Source organism: Streptomyces sp. PT12 (assembly GCF_003311645.1).
Classification (GTDB): domain Bacteria; phylum Actinomycetota; class Actinomycetes; order Streptomycetales; family Streptomycetaceae; genus Streptomyces.
In genome coordinates, this window is the sequence record NZ_QEST01000080.1 from 12,270 (window position 1) to 32,807 (window position 20,538).

Below are 20,538 nucleotides of genomic sequence, written 5' to 3' on the forward strand. Positions count from 1 at the left end.
GACGCGGATCGTACGCTCGACCTGATGTCTGCCTCAGCCGATCCCTCAGCGTCCCCTGCCCGAAAACGCTCCGTCGTCCGCTCCCTCCTCCGGCTGTGGCCCTATGTTCGCCCCGTCAGGGCCCGGGTCTTCGGCGCCGCTGGCGTGGCCATCGTCGCCGCGTCCATGAGCCTGGTCATGCCCCTGGTCCTCAAGTGGATCATCGACGGCCCCGTCGCCGACGGCGACACCGCGGGGGTGTGGCTCGGGGGCGGCGTCCTCCTCCTCGTCGGCGTCGTCGAGGCCCTGCTGTTCGGGCTGCGCCGCTGGCTGGTCGCCCGCCCGCTCGCCGGGGTCGAGGCGGGCATGCGCGCCGCGCTCTACCGCCATGTGCAGCGCCTCCCCGTCACCTTCCACGACCGCTGGCCCACCGGGCAGCTGCTCTCCCGCGGCACGGGCGACCTCCAGCTGCTGCGGATGTTCCTGGCGTTCGGCCTGACGTTCCTCATCGTCAACAGCGCCACGATCCTCATCGGCTTCGGCGTGCTCGTCGCCCAGGACTGGCTGCTCGGCCTGGTGCTGATCGTCCCCGTGGTCCCGCTGATCGCGATGTGCTGGCTCTTCGAGGTCAGGTTCTCGGTCGTGGCCCGCCGCGCCCAGGACCAGATGGGCGACCTCACCACGGTGGTCGAGGAGTCCATCCTCGGCATCCGCGTCATCAAGGGCTTCGGCAGGCACCGCAGCCAGGCGCGGGCGTTCCGGGCGCTCTCCGGCGAGCTGATGGACACCGAGATCCACAAGGCCAGGCTGCTCGCCGCGATCTGGCTGGTCATCCTGGCCCTGCCCGAGCTGTTCCTCGGCGTCGCGCTGGTCCTCGGCGTCGGCCAGGTCGCCGACGGCACGCTCACCGCGGGCACGCTCGTGGCGTTCATGACGACGGCCATGGCGCTGCGCTGGCCGGTGGAGTCGATCGGCTTCCTGCTGGCCCTGTGCAACGAGGCGGCCACCGCGACCGACCGCTTCTTCGAGGTCATGGACGGCGAGATCCCGCCCGAGACCACCCGCGAGAAGGGCAGGGACGACCCGGACGCCCCCCGGGGGCTCGTCTTCGAGAACGTCGTCTTCCGCTTCCCCGACGCCCCGCCCGGCTCCCCTCCCGTGCTCGACGGCGTCGACCTCCACATCCGGCCAGGCGAGACCCTGGCCCTCGTCGGCGGCACGGGCAGCGGCAAGACCACCCTGATCGGCCTGGTCCCCCGCCTCCACGAGGTCACATCGGGCCGCATCCTGCTCGACGGCACCGACATCGCCACCCTGCCACGCCACGAGGTCCGCGCCCGCGTGGCCCTCGCGTTCGAGGAGCCCACGCTGTTCTCGGCGTCCGTCGAGGAGAACGTCCTGATGGGCGCCGACGACGCGGGCCCTGGCGACCTGGACCGCGCGCTGCGCGTCGGCCAGGCCGACGGCTTCGTGGCCGCCCTGCCCCAGGGCGCGCTGACCGAGGTCGGCGAGCAGGGGCTCAGCCTCTCGGGCGGCCAGCGCCAGCGGCTCGCCCTGGCCCGCGCGGTCGTCGGCCGCCCCGGCTTCCTCGTCCTCGACGACCCGCTCTCCGCGCTCGACGTCCACACCGAGGCCCGCGTCGAGGCGGCGCTGCGCGAGGTGCTGGCCGACACGACGGCGCTGGTCATCGCGCACCGCCCGTCCACCGTGCAGCTGGCCGACCGGGTCGCGCTGCTCTCCGGCGGGCGCATCGCGGCCATCGGCACCCACGCCGAGCTGCTGCACTCCAACGACGAGTACCGGCACCTGATGACCGGGGAGACGGCCGGAAGGACGACCGGCGAGCGGACGGAGGTTTCCGCGTCATGACGACCACCGTTCCCGAGGAGCGCGAGCAGCCCGCGCCCGAGCCCGGCGACGAGCACATCCCCGGGGCCGCGCCCGACCCGTTCGCCCAGGACACCCTGCCCGCCCCGCGCAACGCCTCGCGCGCGCTGCTGTTCTCGCTGCTGCGCCCGCACCGCGCGCGGGTGGCGCTCGGCGCCGTGCTGCTGCTGACCCAGCAGGCGGCCGTGCAGGCGGTGCCGCTGCTCGTGGCGTACGCGATCGACAGCGGCGTCCCCGCCGTCCGCGACGACGACAACGGCCCGCTGATCGCGGTGGCCGTGGCCTATCTGGTGTGCGCGCTGGGCGCCGGGCTCCTCCAGTACACGTTCATCAGGGTCGCCGCCCGGATCAACCAGAGCGTCCTGCTGGAGCTGCGCGGCCGGATCTACCGTCACGCGCAGGCCCTCAGCCTCGACTTCCACGACCGGTACACCTCGGGCCGCCTGATCTCGCGCTCCACCAGCGACGTCCAGTCGCTGCGCGAGCTGCTGAACGAAGGGCTCCAGGAGATGCTGATCATCCTGGTCTCGATCGTGTACATCGGCGGGCTGCTCTTCTACCTGGACGTGGGCCTCGGCGGCGCCGCGCTGCTGTCGTTCATCCCGCTCTACGCCCTGGTGCGCAACTACCGGCGGCGCTCCGCCCAGCGCTTCAGCGAGCGGTCGTCGGCCATCGCCGCGGTCATCGTCAAGTTCTCCGAGACGCTGGGGGGCATCCGCCCGGTCAAGGCGTTCCGCAGGGAGCGGGCCAACGACGCGGCGTTCGCCCGGCTCAACGCCCGGCACGAGCGGGTCAACGGCGACACCATCCTGGAGATGGCCCGCTTTGTGACGATCTCCCGGCTGATCGCCAGCTTCGCCACCGCGGGCATCGTGCTGTGGGGCGCGCACCGCGTGACCTCGGGCGACCTGGAGCTCGGCGCGCTCGCGGCGGGCGCGCTCTACATCAGGCGCCTGTACGACCCGCTTGACCGCTTCGCGATGATCCTGAACAACTACCAGTCGGCCGTCGCCTCGCTCGACAAGATCTCGGGCCTGCTCTCCCAGCGGCCCGACGTGCCCGAGCCCGAGCGGCCCGTCGAGCTGCCGCCGCGCGCCGACGGGCGGCCGGGGCGCGAGGTGGTCTTCGAGCGGGTGCGGTTCGCGTACCGGACGGGCGGCGAGGTGCTGCCGACGTTCGACCTGACGATCCCCGCGGGTCAGACGACCGCGCTCGTGGGCGCCACGGGCGCGGGCAAGTCCACGCTGGCCAAGCTGCTCGCGCGCTTCTACGACCCGACCGAGGGCCGGGTGCTGCTCGACGGCACCGACCTGCGGGAGCTGAGCACCGCCGAGCTGCGGCGCGGCGTGGTGATGGTGACGCAGGAGGCGTTCCTCTTCTCCGGCACCGTCGCCGAGAACATCGCGATCGGCAAGCCCGACGCCACCCCCGACGAGATCGAACGGGCGGCCAAGGCGATCGGCGCGCACGACTTCATCGCGTCGCTCCCCGACGGGTACGAGACGGACGTCCGCAAGCGCGGCGGCCGGATCTCGGCGGGGCAGCGGCAGCTGGTGGCGTTCGCCCGCGTGCTGCTGGCCGACCCGGCGGTGGTGCTGCTCGACGAGGCCACAAGCTCGCTCGACATCCCGGGCGAGAAGGCGGTGCAGGAGGCGATGGAGACGGTGCTGCGCGGCAGGACGGCCGTGGTGATCGCGCACCGGCTCTCCACGGTCGAGATCGCCGACCGGGTGCTGGTGATGGAGTCGGGGCGGCTCGTCGAGGACGGCCCGCCCGCCGAGCTCATCGCGGGGACGGGGCGCTTCTCCGACCTGCACAGGGCCTGGCGCGACAGCCTCGCGTGAGACGCGCGCCCGCGGCATGCGCGAGCCCCCGCCACCCAAGGGGAACGGTGGCGGGGGCTCGTCGCGTCGGGTCAGCGGAAGAGCACGCCCGACGACTCGGCCAGCTCGCCGTCCGGCAGGGCCATGAGCCCCAGCTCGGCCCGGTGGGCCAGCAGCGGATGGGACGGCAGGACGCGCACGGTGTAGCCGAAGGGGCCAGGCCGGTGCAGCGTCAGATCGCCCGTGAACGTCCAGCGGCCCTCGAGGTCGGGCCCCCCGTCCGGCTTGAGCTGCGTGTAGCCGGGGTCGGCGAGCGTGTCGTCGCTGTCCACGCGCCCGGTGACCGCCTGCACCTCCACCGCGCCCGGGTCGAGATCACCCAGCGCGACGCGCACCTTGAGCGACACGGTGCCGCCGAGCGTCGGCGCCTCGGCGCCCGGCTCCACGTGCTCGACGGCGACCCGCGGCCACTCCTCCCGCACGCGCCGCGCGTACGCGGCGAGCTCGACCGCGGCCTCGCCCGCGGTCGCGCGGTGCGACGCGGCGGCGGGCGCGTAGTACCCGGTGACGTACTCGCGCAGCATCCGGTCGGCCAGCACCCGGGGGCCCAGCCGGTCGAGGGTGGCCCTGACCATCTCCAGCCAGCGGGTGGGCAGCCCGCCCCTGCCCACGCCCCGGTCGTAGAAGCAGGGCCCGACCTGCTCGTCGAGCAGCGTGTAGAGCGCGGCGGCCTCGATCGCGTCGCGGCGGTCGGGCTCCTCGGCGGCGAGCCCGTCGGCCGTGGGGATCTCCCAGCCGAAGTCGGGGTCGAACCACTCGTCCCACCAGCCGTCGCACACCGAGAGGTTGAGGCAGCCGTTGAGCGCGGCCTTCATGCCCGACGTGCCGCACGCCTCCAGGGGGCGCAGGGGATTGTTGAGCCAGACGTCGCAGCCCGCGTACAGGGAGCGGGCCATGGCCATGCCGTAGTCGGGCAGGAAGACGATGCGGCGGCGGATCGCGGGGTCGTCGGCGAAGCGGACCAGCTCCTGGATGAGCCGCTTCCCGCCGTCGTCGGCCGGGTGCGCCTTGCCCGCCACCACGATCTGCACGGGGCGTTCGGGGTGCAGCAGCAGGCCGCGCAGCCGCTCGCGGTCGTGCAGCATGAGCGTGAGCCGCTTGTAGGAGGGGACGCGACGCGCGAAGCCGATGGTGAGCACGTCGGGGTCGAGGACGTCGTCCACCCAGCCGAGCTCGGCCTGGCCCGCGCCGCGCTGCCGCCACGCCGCGCGCAGCCGGGCGCGCACCTCGTGCACCAGCTGCTCGCGCAGGGTGCGCCGCAGGTCCCACAGCTCGGCGTCGGTCAGGGTGGCGGCGCGGGCGCGGAGCATGGCGTCGGCCGTCCAGGTGGGCGCGTGAACGCCGTTGGTGACGGCGCCGATGGGCGCCTCCTCGGCGTCGAACCCCGGCCAGAGCCACGCGAACATCCCGCGGCTGACTTGGCCGTGCAGCACCGAGACGCCGTTGGCGCGCTGGGCGGTGCGCAGGCCGAGGACCGCCATGTTGAACTGCGCGGGCGCGCCATCCTCGGTGGTCTCCCTGCCGAGGGCAAGCAGCGCCTCGGTGCCGAGCGCGGCGAGCTCGGCGCCCTCGCCAAAGTGGCGGGCCACCAGCTCCTCGGGGAAACGGTCGATGCCCGCGGGCACGGGCGTGTGCGTCGTGAAGACGGTCCCGGCGCGCACGGACCGCAGGGCGGCGTCGAAGTCCACGCCGCGCTCCCCCAGCTCCCTGATGCGCTCGGGCCCGAGGAACCCGGCGTGTCCCTCGTTCATGTGGCAGACCTCGGGCTCGGCGTGCCCGGTGATGCGGCAGTAGGCGCGGACGGCGCGCATGCCGCCGATGCCCAGCAGCATCTCCTGGAGCAGCCGGTGCTCGCTGCCGCCGCCGTAGAGGCGGTCGGTGACATCCCGTTCGGCGGGGCCGTTCTCGGGGTGGTCGGAGTCGAGCAGCAGCAGCGGGACGCGGCCCACCCGCACCTGCCAGATCTGCGCGGTCAGCGCGCGCCCGCCGGGCAGCGCGAGCTGCACCAGCGTGCGCGAGCCGTCGGCCTCGGCGAGCGGGGCGAGCGGCAGCTCGTGGGGGTCGAGGACGGGGTAGTGCTCCTGCTGCCAGCCGTCGGCTGACAGGCTCTGCCTGAAGTAGCCGTGGCGGTAGAGGAGGCCGACGCCGATGAGCGGCACCCCCAGGTCGCTGGCCGCCTTGAGGTGGTCACCCGCCAGGATGCCCAGGCCCCCCGAGTACTGGGGAAGGGCCGCGGTGATGCCGAACTCGGGCGAGAAGTACGCGATGCAGCGCGGCAGTTCGCCGCCCGCCCTGGAGTCGGCCTGCTGATACCAGCGGGGCTCGGTCAGGTAGTCGCGCAGGTCGCCGATCGCCACGCCGAGGCGGCGCAGAAAGCCGCGGTCGGCCGCCAGGGTGGCCAGCCGGTCGGCGGAGACGGAGCCGAGCAGCCGCACGGGGTCCTCACGCGCGGCCGCCCAGTCGTCGGGGGCCACGGAGCGCAGCAGCTCACGGGTCTCGGGGTGCCAGGACCAGCGGAGGTTGAACGCCAGCTCCTGAAGGGGACGGAGGGGGTCGGGAAGGACGGGGCGCACGGAGAAACGACGGATGGCCTTCACGTTCCCGACCGTAGCCGTGCCCCGGGGGCGGCACCGGTGGATCCCGGCCGATTCGGCTGGAATGCCACCGCGAAACCACCCCCGGGGACTATGCCCTTGCCCGGCCCTTGCCCGGCCCTTGCCGGGCTCGACCGGCCGGGCCCTGGTTGCGCTCGGCTCGGTCTCCCGGACTGCGTCCGGGTACCCCGTCCGGGCTTCGCCCGGAGCGGACGAGGCCAAGGGCCCGGGGGGGCACACCGTGTGCCGGTGCGGTCGAGCCGCTCTCCGGGACCGCCCGGTCAGGGCGCCGTGCTCTCCCGCTGGGCCGCCGCGTCGGCGGGGACGTCGGGCTGGTCGGGCTCGTCGGCGGCCGGGGCTTCGGCGCCGAGCAGCTTGGGGGCCAGCTCCCGCACCGGTTCGAGGGTGCCGTCGGCGATCTCGGCGGCGAAGTGGCAGGCCACCCGGTGGCCGCCGCCGATGTCGGTCAGCGCGGGGCGCTCGGTGTCGCAGCGCTCCGGCTGCCGCCAGGGGCAGCGGGTGTGGAAGCGGCAGCCCGTCGGCGGGCTGGCCGGGGACGGCAGGTCGCCGCGGAGCAGGATGCGCTCGCGGCTGTCCTCCAGGTCCGGGTCGGGCACGGGAACGGCCGACATCAGCGCGCGGGTGTACGGGTGGCGCGGCTCGGCGTAGAGGAGGTCGCTCGGCGCCTCCTCGACGAGCTGCCCCAGGTACATCACGCCGATGACGTCCGAGATGTGCCGGACCACGGCCAGGTCGTGGGCGATGACCACATAGGTCAGGCCGAGCGAGTCCTGGAGCTCCTCTAGGAGGTTGAGCACCTGGGCCTGGATGGAGACGTCGAGCGCGGAGACCGGCTCGTCGCAGATGATCAGGTCGGGTTCGAGAACCAGCGCGCGGGCGATGCCGATGCGCTGGCGCTGGCCGCCGGAGAACTCGTGGGGGTAACGGGACAGGGCCGTCGCGGGCAGGCCAACGCGCTCCAGGATCTGAAGGATGCGGGTGCGGCGCTCCTCGCGGTTGGCGCCGATGCCGTGCGCGGCCATGCCCTCGGCGAGGATCGACTCGATGTTCTGCCGGGGGTTGAGGCTGCCCAGCGGGTCCTGGAAGACCATCTGGAGGCGGCGGCGGGCCCGGCGCATCTCCTCGTCTGGCAGGGCGGCCAGGTCCGTGCCGTCGAAGACGACATGGCCCGCGGTGATGTCGTTGAGCCGCAGGATGGCCCGGCCGAGCGTCGTCTTGCCGCAGCCCGACTCGCCGACCAGGCCATAGGTCTGGCCCGCCGTCACGGAGAGCGAGACGCCGTCGACGGCGTAGACGTGGCCGACCGTGCGGTCGAACAGCACGCCGCGCTTGACGGGGAAGTGGACCTTGACGTCGTCCAGTTCGAGCAGGCTCACGCGGACGCCTCCTTCGTGGTGTCGGACTCCGTTTCGGACTCCGTGTCGGCCCCCGCGTCACCGGCGCCGTCGGCGTCACCGTCGTCACCGGCGCCAAGGGCCCCGTTCAGCACGGGGTTGACGCAGCGGACCAGGTGGGCGGCGGGCTCGGCGCCGGGGAGGTCGGCGAGCGCCGGGGCGCCTTCGAGGCACCGAAGGGTGTAGAAGTCGCAGCGGGGCGCGAACGCGCAGCCGTCGCCCCACGCGATCGTGTCGTTGATCGAGCCGCGGATGGGGTTGAGCGGCTCGCCCCGGGGCGCGTCGAGCCGCGGGATCGAGCCGAGCAGGCCGTGCGCGTACGGGTGGGCGGGCGCGGCGAACAACGGGCGCCGCCCCGCGGCCTCGACGACCTTGCCCGCGTAGAGCACGTTGACGTCGTCGCACAGCCCGGCGACCACGCCGAGGTCATGGGTGATCATCAGCAGGGCGGTGCCCTGGTCGTCCACCAGCTCCTTGAGCAGCTCGAGGATCTGCGCCTGGATGGTGACGTCGAGGGCCGTGGTGGGCTCGTCGGCGATCAGCAGCCTGGGGGCGCACGCGACGGCCATCGCGATCAGCGCGCGCTGGCGCATGCCGCCGGAGAGCTGGTGCGGATACTCGCGAAGGCGCCGCGCCGGGTCGGGTATGCCGACGCGCTCCAGCAGGTGCGCGGCCTGGTCGCGGGCGGCCTTGCCGCGCATCCCGCGGTGCCGGGCAAGGATCTCGGTGACCTGGACGCCGATGGGGACGACCGGGTTCAACGAGGACAGCGGGTCCTGGAAGATCATCGCGAGCTGGGGCCCGCGCAGGTCGCGCAGCGCGGAGCGGCCGAGGGTGAGCAGGTCGGTCGACTCGCCGCCCTTGGTGCGGAAGAGCGCGCGCCCGCCCACGCGCACGCCCCGCTTGGGCAGCAGGCCCATGAGCGCGAGCGACGTGACGCTCTTGCCGCAGCCCGACTCGCCGACCAGGCCGACGACCTGGCCCTCGTCCACGGAGAACGAGACCCCGGAGACGGCGTTGACATCGCGCGTGCCACGCCCGGTGAAGGTGACCGTCAATTCGTCAACGGACAGCAGGGACATGGCGCATCAGCTCCGCAGTTTCGGGTCGAGTGCTTCCCGCATGGCCTCGCCGAGCAGGGTGAAGCCGAGGGCGGTGATGATGATGCCGAGCGCCGGGTAGACGGCCATCATGGGCGCCTGGTCGAAGAAGCGCTGCGCCTGCGCGAGCATCACGCCCCACTCGGGCTGGGCGGCGTCGGGGTTGCCGAGGCCCAGGTAGGACAGGGCCGCGGCCTCGATGATGGCGGTGGCCAGGGCCAGGGTGGTCTGGACGATCACCGGGCCGAGGGAGTTGGGCAGCACATGGCCGAGCACGATGCGCCGTCGGCGCACGCCGAGCGCGCGGGCGGCCAGGACGTAGTCGGCGCTCGCCTGGGCCAGCATGGAGCCGCGCAGCAGCCGGGCGAAGATGGGGATCTGCACCACCCCCACCGCGATCATGACGGTGGTGAGGCTCTGCCCGAGAACGGCGGCGATGCTCACGGCGAGCAGCAGCGAGGGCAGCGCGAGCGCCATGTCGATGACGCGCATCAGCACGGTGTCGACGCGGCGGCCCGCCTTGCCGCCGAAGGCGAGGGCGGCGCCCGAAAGGCCGCCGATCAGGACGCCGACGACAAAGCCGAGCAGGGTGGCGACGACGCCGACGAGCAGGGTCTGCCGGGCGCCGACGAGCATGCGGGAGAGCTGGTCGCGGCCGAGGTGGTCGAGGCCGAGCCAGTTGTCGCCGCGGGGCCCGACGAAGATCGACTGATTGACGCGCACCTCGTCGCGCCAGATCTGGGCGGTGGGGTCGTGGGGCGCGATCCAGGGGCCGATGACGGCCAGCACGATGAAGACGGCCATCACGCCGCCGCCGATGAGCGCCATCTTGCTGGAGCGCAGGCGGCGCAGCGCCTCCACCCACAGGCTGCCGCCGCTCGCGGTCTCCCTGCGGGCGGTCAGCTCGGCGAGGCGGTCGATCTTGTCCGCCTTGGACGTGGTCAGGTTGGTGGTCATCAGTTCACCCGCACCCTCGGGTCGATGAGGCTGTAGGCGAGGTCGACGAGCAGGTTGATGACGACATAGATGACCGCGATGAAGAGGATGAAGCCCATCAGCACCGGGTAGTCGCGGATGTCGATGGCCGTGCGGATGAACGAGCCGATCCCGTTGAACGAGAACACCGACTCGGTGAGCACCGCGCCCGAGAGCAGGCTGCCGGTGAGGAGGCCCACGGTGGTGATGACGGGCAGCAGGGCGTTGCGCATCACGTGCCGCCCGCGTACCACCCGCTGCTTGAGGCCCTTGGACTCGGCGGTGCGGACATAGTCCTCGCCGAGCACGTCGAGGACGCTGGCCCTGGTGATGCGGACGACGACGGCCAGCGGGATGGACGCCAGGGCGACGCCGGGCAGGATCAGGTGCTCGATGGCGTCCCACGAGGCGTCGAACTCGCCGGTGAGGATGCCGTCGAGCACGAAGAAGCCGGTGACCTCGGTGGCGTCGATGCCGGTGGACTGCCTGCCGACGCTGGGCAGCCAGCCGAGGTTGACCGCGAAGACCGCGCGGAGCAGGAAGGCGAGGAAGAAGACGGGGATGCACACGCCGACGAGGGAGGCGGAGACGGCGGTGACATCGAGCCAGCCGCCTCGTCTGCGGGCGGCGAAGTAGCCCAGCGGGATGCCGACGACGACGGCGATGAGGATGCCGGTCATCGCCAGCTCGACGGTGGCGGGGAAGCGGAGGGTGAACTCCTCCCACACGGGCTGGCCGGTGCGCACGGAGTTGCCGAGGTCCAGCTGGGCCAGCCGCTCCATCCAGCGGCCGTACTGCACCCACATCGGCTGGTCGAGGCCGAGGGCCTCCTCCATCTGCCGGCGGTCGGCCTCGGTGGCGCGCTCGCCGAGCAGCGCCGAGGCGGGACCACCGGGGAGCCTGTGGATCCAGAGGAACAGAAGCACCGTCAGGCCCAGCAGCGTTGGTATCAGCTGGAGCAGCCGGCGCACGATGAGACGGAGCACCGAAGGGCTCCCCTTTCTCTCTTACCCTGGGCGTTTCCTCGCGGTGCACGACCGCCCGGCCACGGGGTGCCGTGGCCGGGCGGATCGATCCAGGGCCTGCTCTTTCGCGGTTACTTGAAGGAGACCTCGGCGAAGTTCTCCTGCGTGAGCGGGGAGACCGTCGGCGGGTTCACATCGGCGGAGAAGGCGATGGACGGCGGCGAGCTGGAGATCGGCACGCCGGGCAGGAAGTCCATGACCGCCTCGTTGGCCTGCTCGTAGAGGCCGACGCGGGTGGCCTCGTCGGGCTCCGTCTCGGCCTGCGACAGCAGGTCGAACAGCTCCTCGTTCTCGAAGCCCCACTCCTTCTGGTACCCGGCGAACCAGGTGCCCAGGAAGTTGAAGCCGTCGTTGAAGTCGCCGGTCCAGCCGAGCAGGTAGATGTTGCAGCCGCCGTCGCGGGTGGTCTCGGTGTAGTCAGGGTTCCACTTGAGCGGGACGGGGTTGACCGTGATGCCCACCTCTTCGAGGTCGGCGCGCAGCAGCTCGTAGATGTCGGCGGGGGCCGGCATGTAGGGCCGCGTGACCTCGGTCGGGTAGCAGAAGTCGAGCGTCAGGTCCTCCTGGCCCGCCTCGGCCAGCAGCTCACGGGCGCGGTCGGGGTCGTGGTCGTACGTCGTGACGTTCTCCGAGTACCCGGCCACCGTGTCCGGCATGAACTGCGTGGCCACGACGCCGCCTTCGGGCAGCTGGGCGTCCACGATGTTCTGGCGGTCGAGCGCGTGGGCGAGCGCCTGGCGGACCTCGAGGGTTTCGAGTGCGGGGTTGCTCTCCTGGGTGATGCCGAGGTAGAGGAGGTTGAAGACGCCGCGGACCGGGACCTGGAAGCCCTCGCCCTCCAGCGTGACGACGTCGGCGGGCGCGACGAGGTCGTAGCCCTGGATGTCACCTGCCTGGAGCGCCTGGCGGCGGGCGCTCTCCTCGGGGATGGTCCTGAAGACCAGCTCGTCGACGCCCGCCTTGGTGTCACCCCAGTAGTCGTCGAACGCGGTGAGGGTGACCTCGCCGTTGCCCTTGTTCCACTCGCTGACCTCGAACGGGCCCGTGCCTGCGACCGTCCCGGCCTCCTGGCTGTAGCCGGGGAAGGTGATGTTCTCGCCCTCGCCGCTGGCCTCGTCCTGCTCGTATGCCTCGATGGCCTCGGGCGAGTGGATCGCGAACGCCTGGAGCGAGAAGCCGCCGGGGTAGTTGGCGGAGGGCTCGGCCACCTCGATGACGGCGGTCAGCTCCTCGGGCGCGGAGCAGCCGACGTAGTTGGGGTCGGGCGTCTCCTCGCTCTCGTTCTGCGCGAAGCCGCCGAAGACCGTCTGCCAGTAGTAGGAGATGGTGGTGTTCTGGTAGGTGCCCGACCAGTTGTACCAGCGGTCGAAGTTCTGGCAGATGACCTCGGCGGTGAGCTCGGAGCCGTCGTGGAACGTGACGCCCTCCTCGAGCTCGAAGGTCCACTCGGTGCCCGCCTCGTTGCTGCTCCAGGTGTGGGCGAGGCCGCCGACCAGCTCGGTGCCACCGGGCTCGTGGTCAAGAAGCGTCTCGAACGCCTGCCGGGTGACGCGGAACGTCTCGCCGTCGCTGGCGAGGGAGGGGTCGAGGGACGCGGGGTCGCCGGGGGCGCCGAAGACGAACGGCTGGCCGTCGTCCCCTGACTCCTCGTCGTCGCGCTCGCTGGCGCAGCCGGTCGCGATCAGCCCGATCGCGAGGACGGCCGCGAACATCTTCGCGGCCCGGGGTCTTGCTATGCGCATCGTCCACCTCAATGGGTCGGCGGTGGTAGGCGTTTCGGTGGACGGCACATTACTGCGCAGGTACATAGCTGTGAACCGCATACCGGACGGCGATACCGAGCTGAGACGTGCCCCATAAATAGGGATAGAACGCCCACTACCGGTCGCTCTCGCAATCTTTCCCCGGCCCGCGCGCCCTCAGGGCAACCCCCGGGCTTCCGGCGGCAACCAGCAGGTGAACACCCCCCACACGACAGGAGGGTCGCCCATGCGATCCGGACATCGCAAACGAAACGGACGCCGCGGGGGAACGCTGCTGGCCGCGGCGCTCGTGGCGCTGATGGCGGCGGGCGGACCGGCCGCGCCGGGCGCCGCGTCCGCTGAGGAGACACCGCGCGCGGCGGGCGCGGCGGCGCGGGGCGCGCACCCCGGCGCGTACCAGATGGACGCGCTCGACCGCGGCCTGATCAGCGTCGGCACGGGCGAGGGCAACCTGGTGAGCTGGCGGCTGCTCGCCACCGACCCGGACGACGTGGCGTTCCATGTCTACCGCGACGGGAGGCGGCTGACGGACCGTCCGCTGACCGGGGCGACCAACCTGCTGGACGCGGACGCCCCGCCCGGCGCGTCCTACACGCTCTCCACCGTGGGCGGCGACGGCGTGGAGACGCGGGACGCGACCAGGGCGCTGGCGATGCCGAACGCCGTGACGGAGATCCCGATCGACGCGCCGAGCGGCGGCCATGTGGCCAACGACGCCTCCGTGGGCGACCTTGACGGCGACGGCGACTTGGACTTCGTGCTCAAGTGGGACCCGGGCGACGCCAAGGACAACTCCCAGGCGGGCGTGACGGGTCAGGTCTTCCTCGACGCCTACACGCTCCAGGGCGAGCGGCTGTGGCGGATCGACCTGGGCCGCAACATCCGCGCGGGCGCGCACTACACGCAGTTCCAGGTCTTCGACTACGACGGCGACGGCTCGGCCGAGGTCGCGGCCAAGACCGCGGACGGCACGGTCGACGGCGCGGGCACCGTCATCGGCGACGCGGGCGCCGACCACCGCAACGGCGACGGGTATGTCCTGCAAGGCCCCGAGTTCCTCACGGTGTTCGACGGAAGGAGCGGCGCGGCCGTGGACACCGTGGACTACGCCCCGGGCCGCGGCGACGTGTGCGCGTGGGGCGACTGCTACGGCAACCGCGTGGACCGCTTCCTTGCGGGCACCGCGTATCTGGACGGCCGGCGGCCCTCGTTGATCACCGCGCGCGGCTACTACACCCGCAGCACCGTCGCCGCGTGGGACTTCGACGGCGACTCGCTCACCCGCCGCTGGTTCTTCGACAGCGACGAGGCGGGCTCGCAGTACGAGGGGCAGGGCTCGCACAGCCTGTCGGTCGGCGACGTGGACGGCGACGGGCGCGACGAGATCGTCTACGGGGCGATGGCCCTCGACGACGACGGCGACCCGCTGTGGAACGCCCGCACCGGGCACGGCGACGCCCAGCACCTGGGCGACTTCGACCCGGCGCGCGAGGGCCTCGAGTTCTTCAAGGTCTCCGAGAGCGCGAGCCAGCCGTCCTCCCTGTACATCGACCCGGCCGACGGCGAGATCCTGTGGCAGACCCCGAGCGGCGGCGACAACGGCCGCGGCGTGGCGGGCGACATCTGGGACGGCAGCCCCGGCGCGGAGTTCTGGTCGAACGCCGACGGCTCGCTGCGCGACACGCGGGGCGAGGCGATCGGGCGCAAGCCGGGCAGCGCCAACTTCCTGACGTGGTGGGACGGTGACCTCACGCGCGAACTCCTCGACGACACCCACATCGACAAGTACGGCCCCGGAGGCGACACCCGCCTGCTGACCGGCTCGGGCGTCTCGTCCAACAACGGCACCAAGGCGACCCCCGCGCTCTCCGCCGACATCCTGGGCGACTGGCGCGAGGAGGTCGTCTGGCGCACGTCGAACAACAGCGCCCTGCGCGTCCACGCCACGGACGTGCCGACCGAGCACGCGATCCCCGCCCTGATGCAGGACCGCCAGTACCGGACGTCGGTCGCGTGGCAGAACACCGCGTACAACCAGCCGCCACACCCGGGCTTCGCCATCGGCCCCGGCATGGCCGAGGTGCGCCCCTCGGACCTGCGCGGCGTCCCAGCGCCCGGCCTCCCGGAGCGCTGATCCCCCCGCCCGCTCCTCGGCGGCACGGGCGCCCCGAACCCGCGGCGCCCCGCGTATCGGCCCCCTGTGATGCATTTGCGCGGGGGGCCGACCGGCGTGTTCGGTCAAGCTCAGGAAAGCCTTGAGATACGCGGACGTAGCAGTGAGCGCCTAGCGTGGGCGCGGCCCCCACCCGAGTGAACGCGGACTGGAGCGGCGATGCACGGAACGAGCCACTCAGCAGCGAAACCGATACAAAGGACAAAACCCCTCAGTTCGAGGGAAAACCCTCGCGCCGAGGGAGACGGCCCGTCCCCGATGTTCTCAGGTGATCCCCACATGATCGGTCGAATCCCCGTCCTTGACGTCCAGCCGCGCGTTGACTGCGGGCGCCGCCCGGTCAAGGCCGTGCCGGGCGAGACGTTCCAGGTCTCCGCGACCGTCTTCCGCGAGGGCGCGGAGGCGGTCGGCGCCAACGTCGTGCTGCGCGACCCCGGCGGCCGGAGCGGCCCCTGGACCCCGATGCGCGAACTGGCGCCGGGCACCGACCGGTGGGGCGCCGACGTGACCCCGGACAGCGAGGGGCGCTGGACGTATGCCGTGGAGGCGTGGGGCGATCCGGTGGCCTCGTGGCGGCGGGTGGCCCAGATCAAGATCCCCGCGGGCACCGACACCGAGCTGACCCTGAGCGAGGGCGCCGACCTGCTGCGCCAGGCCGCATCGGGGGTCCCCAAGTCCGGCGGCAAGGACACCGTCCTGGCCGCCGCGGCGACGCTGGCCGACACCACGCTGCCGGGCGCCGCGCGCCTCGCGGCCGCGTCGACCTCCGAGGTGCGGGAGATCCTCCAGCGCCACCCGCTGCGCGAACTCCTCAGCTGCTCACGGCCCATGCCCCTGCTCGTGGAGCGGGAACGCGCGCTGTTCGGCTCGTGGTACGAGTTCTTCCCGCGCTCCGAGGGCGCCGTGGTGCGCCCAGGGGCGCCCCCCGTCTCCGGCACGCTGCGCACCGCGGCCGAGCGCCTGCCCGCGGTGGCGGACATGGGCTTCGACGTGGTCTACCTCCCGCCGATCCACCCCATCGGCACGGCGTTCAGGAAGGGCCCAGGCGGCGGGCTCAGCGCCAGGTCCGAGGACGTCGGCTCGCCCTGGGCCATCGGCTCGCCCGACGGCGGCCACGACGCGATCCACCCCGACCTGGGAACGCTCGACGACTTCGACGCGTTCGTCGCCACCGCCGCCGAGCTCGGCCTCGAAGTCGCCCTGGACTTCGCCCTCCAGTGCAGCCCCGACCACCCGTGGGTCAAGGCCCACCCCGAGTGGTTCACCCGGCGCGCCGACGGCACGATCGCCTACGCCGAGAACCCCCCGAAGAAGTACCAGGACATCTACCCCATCTCGTTCGAGCAGGACTTCAGGGGCCTGGTCACCGAGACGCTGCGCGTCCTGCGCCACTGGATGGCGCACGGCGTGCGGATCTTCCGGGTGGACAATCCCCACACCAAGCCGGTGGTCTTCTGGGAGAAGGTCATCGCCGAGATCAACCGCACCGACCCCGATGTCATCTTTCTCGCCGAGGCGTTCACGCGCCCCGCGATGATGCGCGCGCTCGCGCAGATCGGCTTCCAGCAGTCCTACACGTATTTCACCTGGCGCAACACCAAGTGGGAGCTGACGGAGTACCTGACGGAGCTGACGGGCGAGGCCGCCGCCTACATGCGGCCCAACCTCTTCGTCAACACGCCCGACATCCTGCACGCCTACCTCCAGCACGGCGGGCGCGCGGCGTTCGAGACGCGGGCCGTGCTGGCCTCGACGCTCTCCCCGACGTGGGGCGTGTACGCGGGGTACGAGCTGTGCGAGAACGCCCCCGCCGCCCCCGGCAGCGAGGAGTACCTGGACTCCGAGAAGTACCAGCTGCGCCCGCGCGACTGGGCGGGCGCCGACGCGGCCGGGGCCTCCATCACGCCGCTGATCACCACACTGAACGCGCTGCGCCGCCGCCACCCCGCGCTGCGCCGGCTTCGCGATCTGCACTTCCACCGCACGGACAACGACCACATCCTTGCTTACTCCAAGCGCACAAGGACACCTCACGCCGACCTCGTGCTCATCGTGGTCAACCTCGATCCCCACCACACCCACGAAGCGACGGTCTCGTTGGACATGGAGCAACTCAAGGGGTACGGCCTGTCCCCCGCTCAGGAGGGCGGCGCCGAGCCCTTCCCCGTGCGCGACGAGCTCACCGGGGAGACCTACTACTGGGGCAGGGACAACTATGTACGGCTTGAGCCGGGCCGTGCGGATGCGTACGCCTCCTCGGCCCACATCTTGGCCCTGCGACCGTCCTCACAGACCGGAGGGTCACCCAACCATGAGCGTCAATGAGCCGGTCCCCGACACATTCGAGGACACGCCAGCCCGCGATCGCGACCCCGAGTGGTTCAAGCGCGCGGTCTTCTACGAGGTCCTCGTCCGCTCCTTCCAGGACAGCAACGGCGACGGGATCGGCGACCTGAAAGGACTCACCGCCAGGCTGGACTATCTCCAGTGGCTCGGCGTGGACTGCCTGTGGCTGCCGCCGTTCTTCAAGTCCCCCATGCGCGACGGGGGTTACGACGTCTCGGACTACGCCGACGTCCACCCGCAGTTCGGCGACCTCGCCGACTTCGTGGAGTTCACCGACGCCGCCCACCAGCGCGGCATGCGCGTCATCATCGACTTCGTCATGAACCACACGAGCGACCAGCACCGGTGGTTCCAGGAGTCGCGGCGCGACCCGGACGGCCCCTACGCGGACTACTACATGTGGGCCGACGACGACAAGCAGTACGCGGACGCGCGGATCATCTTCGTCGACACCGAGTCGTCCAACTGGACGTTCGACCCGGTCCGCAAGCAGTACTACTTCCACCGCTTCTTCTCCCACCAGCCGGACCTGAACTACCGCAGCCCGGCCGTCCAGGAGGAGATCCTGTCCGCCCTGAGGTTCTGGCTCGACCTGGGCATCGACGGCTTCAGGCTGGACGCGGTCCCCTACCTCTACGCGGAGGAGGGGACCGGCTGCGAAAACCTTCCTGCGACGCACGCGTTCCTCAAGCGCGTGCGCGCGGAGATCGACGCGCACTACCCCGACACGGTGCTGCTGGCCGAGGCCAACCAGTGGCCCGAGGACGTCGTCGACTACTTCGGCGACTACGAGAAGGGGGGCGACGAGTGCCACATGGCGTTCCACTTCCCCGTGATGCCGCGCATCTTCATGGCGGTGCGCCGGGAGTCCCGCTACCCCGTCTCGGAAATCCTCGCCAAGACCCCGCAGATCCCCTCGGGCTGCCAGTGGGGGATCTTCCTGCGCAACCACGACGAGCTGACCCTGGAGATGGTCACCGACGAGGAGCGCGACTACATGTACGCGGAGTACGCCAAGGACCCGCGGATGCGCGCCAACATCGGCATCCGCAGGCGGCTGGCCCCGCTGCTCGACAACGACCGCAACCAGATCGAGCTGTTCACGGCGCTGCTCCTGTCGCTGCCGGGCTCGCCGATCCTCTACTACGGGGACGAGATCGGCATGGGCGACAACATCTGGCTCGGCGACCGCGACGCGGTGCGCACCCCGATGCAGTGGACGCCCGACCGCAACGCCGGCTTCTCGTCGTGCGACCCGGGGCGGCTGTTTCTGCCGACCATCATGGACCCGGTCTACGGGTACCAGGTGACCAACGTCGAGGCGGCGATGAGCTCGCCCGCCGCGCTGCTGCACTGGACGCGGCGCATGGTCGAGATCCGCAAGCAGAACCGCGCCTTCGGGCTCGGCACCTACGCGGAGCTGCCCTCGTCCAACCCCGCGGTGCTGGCGTTCCTGCGCGAGCACGGCGACGACCTCGTGATGTGCGTCAACAACTTCTCCCGCTTCTCCCAGCCGACCGAGCTCGATCTGCGTCCCTGGGCCGGGTCGGTGCCCGTGGAGCTGATCGGCGGCGTGCGCTTCCCGCCCATCGGCGAACTCCCGTATCTGCTGACGCTCGCGGGCCATGGCTTCTACTGGTTCCGGCTGCGTAAAGGCTCCGAGTCATAAGCCGTCTCGGGGCAGGAAAGGGGCTTACCCCCAGCCCGCTGGGGGAAGCCTCTCCCTACCCCCCAAGCACTCCCCAAAGCCCTCCATATGCGTTACGGGCCTCACCCGCACGGTCGTTAATGGACGACACGTCCCGTACCGCCGGGGTAACCCACGTCTCCATCCGGGACACTTCGTCACATAATTCGTGCCCGGGGAAAGGACGCCATGTCGGACAGCTCCTCGCCCCGCACGGCCCAGGCCCGTCTCCCCCTCGCCGGAGCGCCCCATGGCGGCGCCCTGCTCCGCTCCCTCACCGGGCTGCTCGCCCGCTGGCTGCCCCGGCAGCGGTGGTTCGCCGGGAAGGGGCGGCCGCTGAGCGGCCTGACCCTGATCGCCGCCACCGAGTTGCTGCCGTGCGCCACGGGCGACGGCGCCCCCGGGCTGCTGCACCTGCTGATCAGGACCCGGCAGAGCCCGGCGCCCGGCTCGCACGCCCCGCCCGCCGGCGACTGCTACCAGCTGCTGCTCGGCGTGCGGGAGGCGCTGCCGCCCTCGCTCGGCCCCGCACTGGTCGGCCGCCCAAGCGAGGGCCCGCTGCGCGGCGCCTCCGTCTACGAGGCGCTGCACGACCCGCGCCTGGCCGGGATCCTGCTGGAGCGGCTGCGCACCCCGGGGCGCCTGGGCACGCTGAGCTTTAGGCGCGCGCCGGGGGCGCACATCCCCGAGGGGCTGCCCGCCAGGCTGATGACCAGCGAGCAGTCCAACTCCTCGGTGGTCTACGGCGAGAGCCACATCCTCAAGCTGTTCCGGCGCGTCAGCCCCGGCGTCAACCCCGACCTCGAACTCCCCCTGGCCCTGGCCGCGGCGGGGTGCCCGCGGGTGCCCGCGCCCTCGGCGTGGTTCGAGGCGGCCTGGCCAGGCACGGTCTCCGAGCCGCTGACGCTCGGCGTGCTCGCGCCGTTCCTGCCCGGCTCGGTGGACGGCTGGCAGCTGGCGCTGCAATACCTGGGCCGCCGCGCCGACTTCACCTCGGCGGCGCACTCGCTCGGCCGGGCGACCGCCGAGGTGCACACGACGCTGGCCGAGGCGCTGCCCACGTCGGTCATGGGCCGCGCGCAGCTGGAGCAGGCGGCCACGGGCATGTCCGAGCGGCTTGCCGAGGCGGCGGCGGCCGTTCCGGCGCTGCGGCCCTACCGGGCCGGGCTGCGGCGGGCGTTCGAGGCGCTGGCCGACTTCGCGCGGCGCGGCGGCACCTGCCCGGTGCAGCGGCTGCACGGCGATCTGCACCTGGGCCAGGTGCTGCTGACGCCGGACGCGCGGGGGCGCGGCATGCACTGGTCGGTCATCGACTTCGAGGGCGAGCCCGCCAGGCCCCTGGCGGAGCGCCGCAGGCCAGGGCCCGTGGCCCGGGACATCGCGGGCATGCTGCGGTCGTTCGACTACGCCGCCGCGCAGGCCAGGGCCGCGGGGTCGTGGGTGGAGGGCTGGTCGCGCGCGAGCCGCGCCGCCTACTGCCGCGGCTACGCCGAGGCGGCGGGCAGCGATCCGCTGGAGCGGCCCGAGCTGCTGCGCGCGCACGAGACGGACAAGGCCGTCTACGAGGTGCTGTACGAGGCGCGGCACAGGCCCGCGTGGCTGCATGTGCCGATGGCCGCGATCCGCAGGCTGGCCGCGGCCCCGGACTGACCTCGCACACCCCACCCCCATGGCCTGAGGGACCTGCCGGTCCTTCCGGATCGAAAGGAAC

At 72.2% G+C, this 20,538-nt stretch carries 12 protein-coding genes; 6 read left to right on the forward strand and 6 right to left on the reverse strand.

Annotated elements, in window-relative coordinates:
• Window positions 1-24 precede the first annotated feature (24 nt).
• Together DEH69_RS07925 and DEH69_RS07930 are read left to right on the forward strand one after the other, a co-directional pair.
• Window positions 25-1,848 carry an ABC transporter ATP-binding protein gene (locus DEH69_RS07925; protein ID WP_113686180.1) on the forward strand — a complete coding sequence of 608 codons (1,824 nt, stop codon included), beginning with the start codon at window positions 25-27 and terminating at the stop codon, window positions 1,846-1,848.
• The gene (locus DEH69_RS07930) at window positions 1,845-3,710 is read left to right on the forward strand and encodes an ABC transporter ATP-binding protein (protein ID WP_113686181.1); all 1,866 of its coding nucleotides are present in this window, start codon (window positions 1,845-1,847) and stop codon (window positions 3,708-3,710) included. Before DEH69_RS07925 ends, DEH69_RS07930 begins: the two co-directional genes overlap by 4 nt.
• Window positions 3,711-3,781: 71 nt before the next feature.
• Here the strand turns inward: DEH69_RS07930 and glgP are convergent, their stop codons facing one another.
• From glgP to DEH69_RS07960, 6 genes are all read right to left on the reverse strand, one after another.
• A complete protein-coding gene (glgP, locus tag DEH69_RS07935; protein ID WP_113686182.1) occupies window positions 3,782-6,346 on the reverse strand; it encodes an alpha-glucan family phosphorylase in 2,565 nt (854 codons plus the stop codon).
• A 278-nt stretch (window positions 6,347-6,624) separates the two neighbouring features.
• The gene (locus tag DEH69_RS07940) at window positions 6,625-7,740 is read right to left on the reverse strand and encodes an ABC transporter ATP-binding protein (RefSeq protein ID WP_113686183.1); all 1,116 of its coding nucleotides are present in this window, start codon (window positions 7,738-7,740) and stop codon (window positions 6,625-6,627) included.
• Window positions 7,737-8,840 (reverse strand): ABC transporter ATP-binding protein, encoded by a 1,104-nt coding sequence (locus DEH69_RS07945; protein WP_113686184.1) that lies wholly within the window; start codon window positions 8,838-8,840, stop codon window positions 7,737-7,739. Before DEH69_RS07945 ends, DEH69_RS07940 begins: the two co-directional genes overlap by 4 nt.
• Before the next feature lie 6 nt (window positions 8,841-8,846).
• Window positions 8,847-9,815 (reverse strand): ABC transporter permease, encoded by a 969-nt coding sequence (locus DEH69_RS07950; RefSeq protein WP_113686185.1) that lies wholly within the window; start codon window positions 9,813-9,815, stop codon window positions 8,847-8,849.
• The gene (locus DEH69_RS07955; RefSeq protein ID WP_113686186.1) at window positions 9,815-10,819 is read right to left on the reverse strand and encodes an ABC transporter permease; all 1,005 of its coding nucleotides are present in this window, start codon (window positions 10,817-10,819) and stop codon (window positions 9,815-9,817) included. Before DEH69_RS07955 ends, DEH69_RS07950 begins: the two co-directional genes overlap by 1 nt.
• 110 nt (window positions 10,820-10,929) lie before the next feature.
• Window positions 10,930-12,600, reverse strand: a complete 1,671-nt coding sequence (locus DEH69_RS07960; protein WP_113686187.1) for an ABC transporter substrate-binding protein — start codon at window positions 12,598-12,600, stop codon at window positions 10,930-10,932.
• A gap of 247 nt (window positions 12,601-12,847) precedes the next feature.
• Here DEH69_RS07960 and DEH69_RS07965 point away from each other — a divergent pair, with 247 nt between their 5' ends.
• The 4 genes from DEH69_RS07965 to DEH69_RS07980 all read left to right on the forward strand — a co-directional run bounded on the left by DEH69_RS07965 (window position 12,848) and on the right by DEH69_RS07980 (window position 20,477).
• Complete coding sequence (locus DEH69_RS07965) at window positions 12,848-14,755, forward strand: rhamnogalacturonan lyase (RefSeq protein WP_113686188.1); 1,908 nt, start codon at window positions 12,848-12,850, stop codon at window positions 14,753-14,755.
• A 318-nt stretch (window positions 14,756-15,073) separates the two neighbouring features.
• Window positions 15,074-17,119, forward strand: a complete 2,046-nt coding sequence (locus tag DEH69_RS07970) for an alpha-1,4-glucan--maltose-1-phosphate maltosyltransferase (RefSeq protein ID WP_113686189.1) — start codon at window positions 15,074-15,076, stop codon at window positions 17,117-17,119.
• Complete coding sequence (treS, locus tag DEH69_RS07975; RefSeq protein ID WP_113686190.1) at window positions 17,106-18,809, forward strand: maltose alpha-D-glucosyltransferase; 1,704 nt, start codon at window positions 17,106-17,108, stop codon at window positions 18,807-18,809. The genes DEH69_RS07970 and treS overlap by 14 nt, the downstream gene beginning before the upstream one ends.
• 207 nt (window positions 18,810-19,016) lie before the next feature.
• Window positions 19,017-20,477 carry a phosphotransferase gene (locus DEH69_RS07980; protein ID WP_113686191.1) on the forward strand — a complete coding sequence of 487 codons (1,461 nt, stop codon included), beginning with the start codon at window positions 19,017-19,019 and terminating at the stop codon, window positions 20,475-20,477.
• Window positions 20,478-20,538: the final 61 nt, after the last annotated feature.

Bases quoted from the DNA above. Each gene is read 5' to 3' on its own strand.
- DEH69_RS07925 (WP_113686180.1), top strand. From the start codon at position 25: ATGTCTGCCTCAGCCGATCCCTCAGCGTCCCCTGCCCGAAAACGCTCC.
- DEH69_RS07930 (WP_113686181.1), top strand. From the start codon at position 1,845: ATGACGACCACCGTTCCCGAGGAGCGCGAGCAGCCCGCGCCCGAGCCC.
- DEH69_RS07945 (WP_113686184.1), bottom strand. From the start codon at position 8,840: ATGTCCCTGCTGTCCGTTGACGAATTGACGGTCACCTTCACCGGGCGT.
- DEH69_RS07950 (WP_113686185.1), bottom strand. From the start codon at position 9,815: ATGACCACCAACCTGACCACGTCCAAGGCGGACAAGATCGACCGCCTC.
- DEH69_RS07960 (WP_113686187.1), bottom strand. From the start codon at position 12,600: ATGCGCATAGCAAGACCCCGGGCCGCGAAGATGTTCGCGGCCGTCCTC.
- DEH69_RS07965 (WP_113686188.1), top strand. From the start codon at position 12,848: ATGCGATCCGGACATCGCAAACGAAACGGACGCCGCGGGGGAACGCTG.
- DEH69_RS07970 (WP_113686189.1), top strand. From the start codon at position 15,074: ATGATCGGTCGAATCCCCGTCCTTGACGTCCAGCCGCGCGTTGACTGC.
- treS (WP_113686190.1), top strand. From the start codon at position 17,106: ATGAGCGTCAATGAGCCGGTCCCCGACACATTCGAGGACACGCCAGCC.
- DEH69_RS07980 (WP_113686191.1), top strand. From the start codon at position 19,017: ATGTCGGACAGCTCCTCGCCCCGCACGGCCCAGGCCCGTCTCCCCCTC.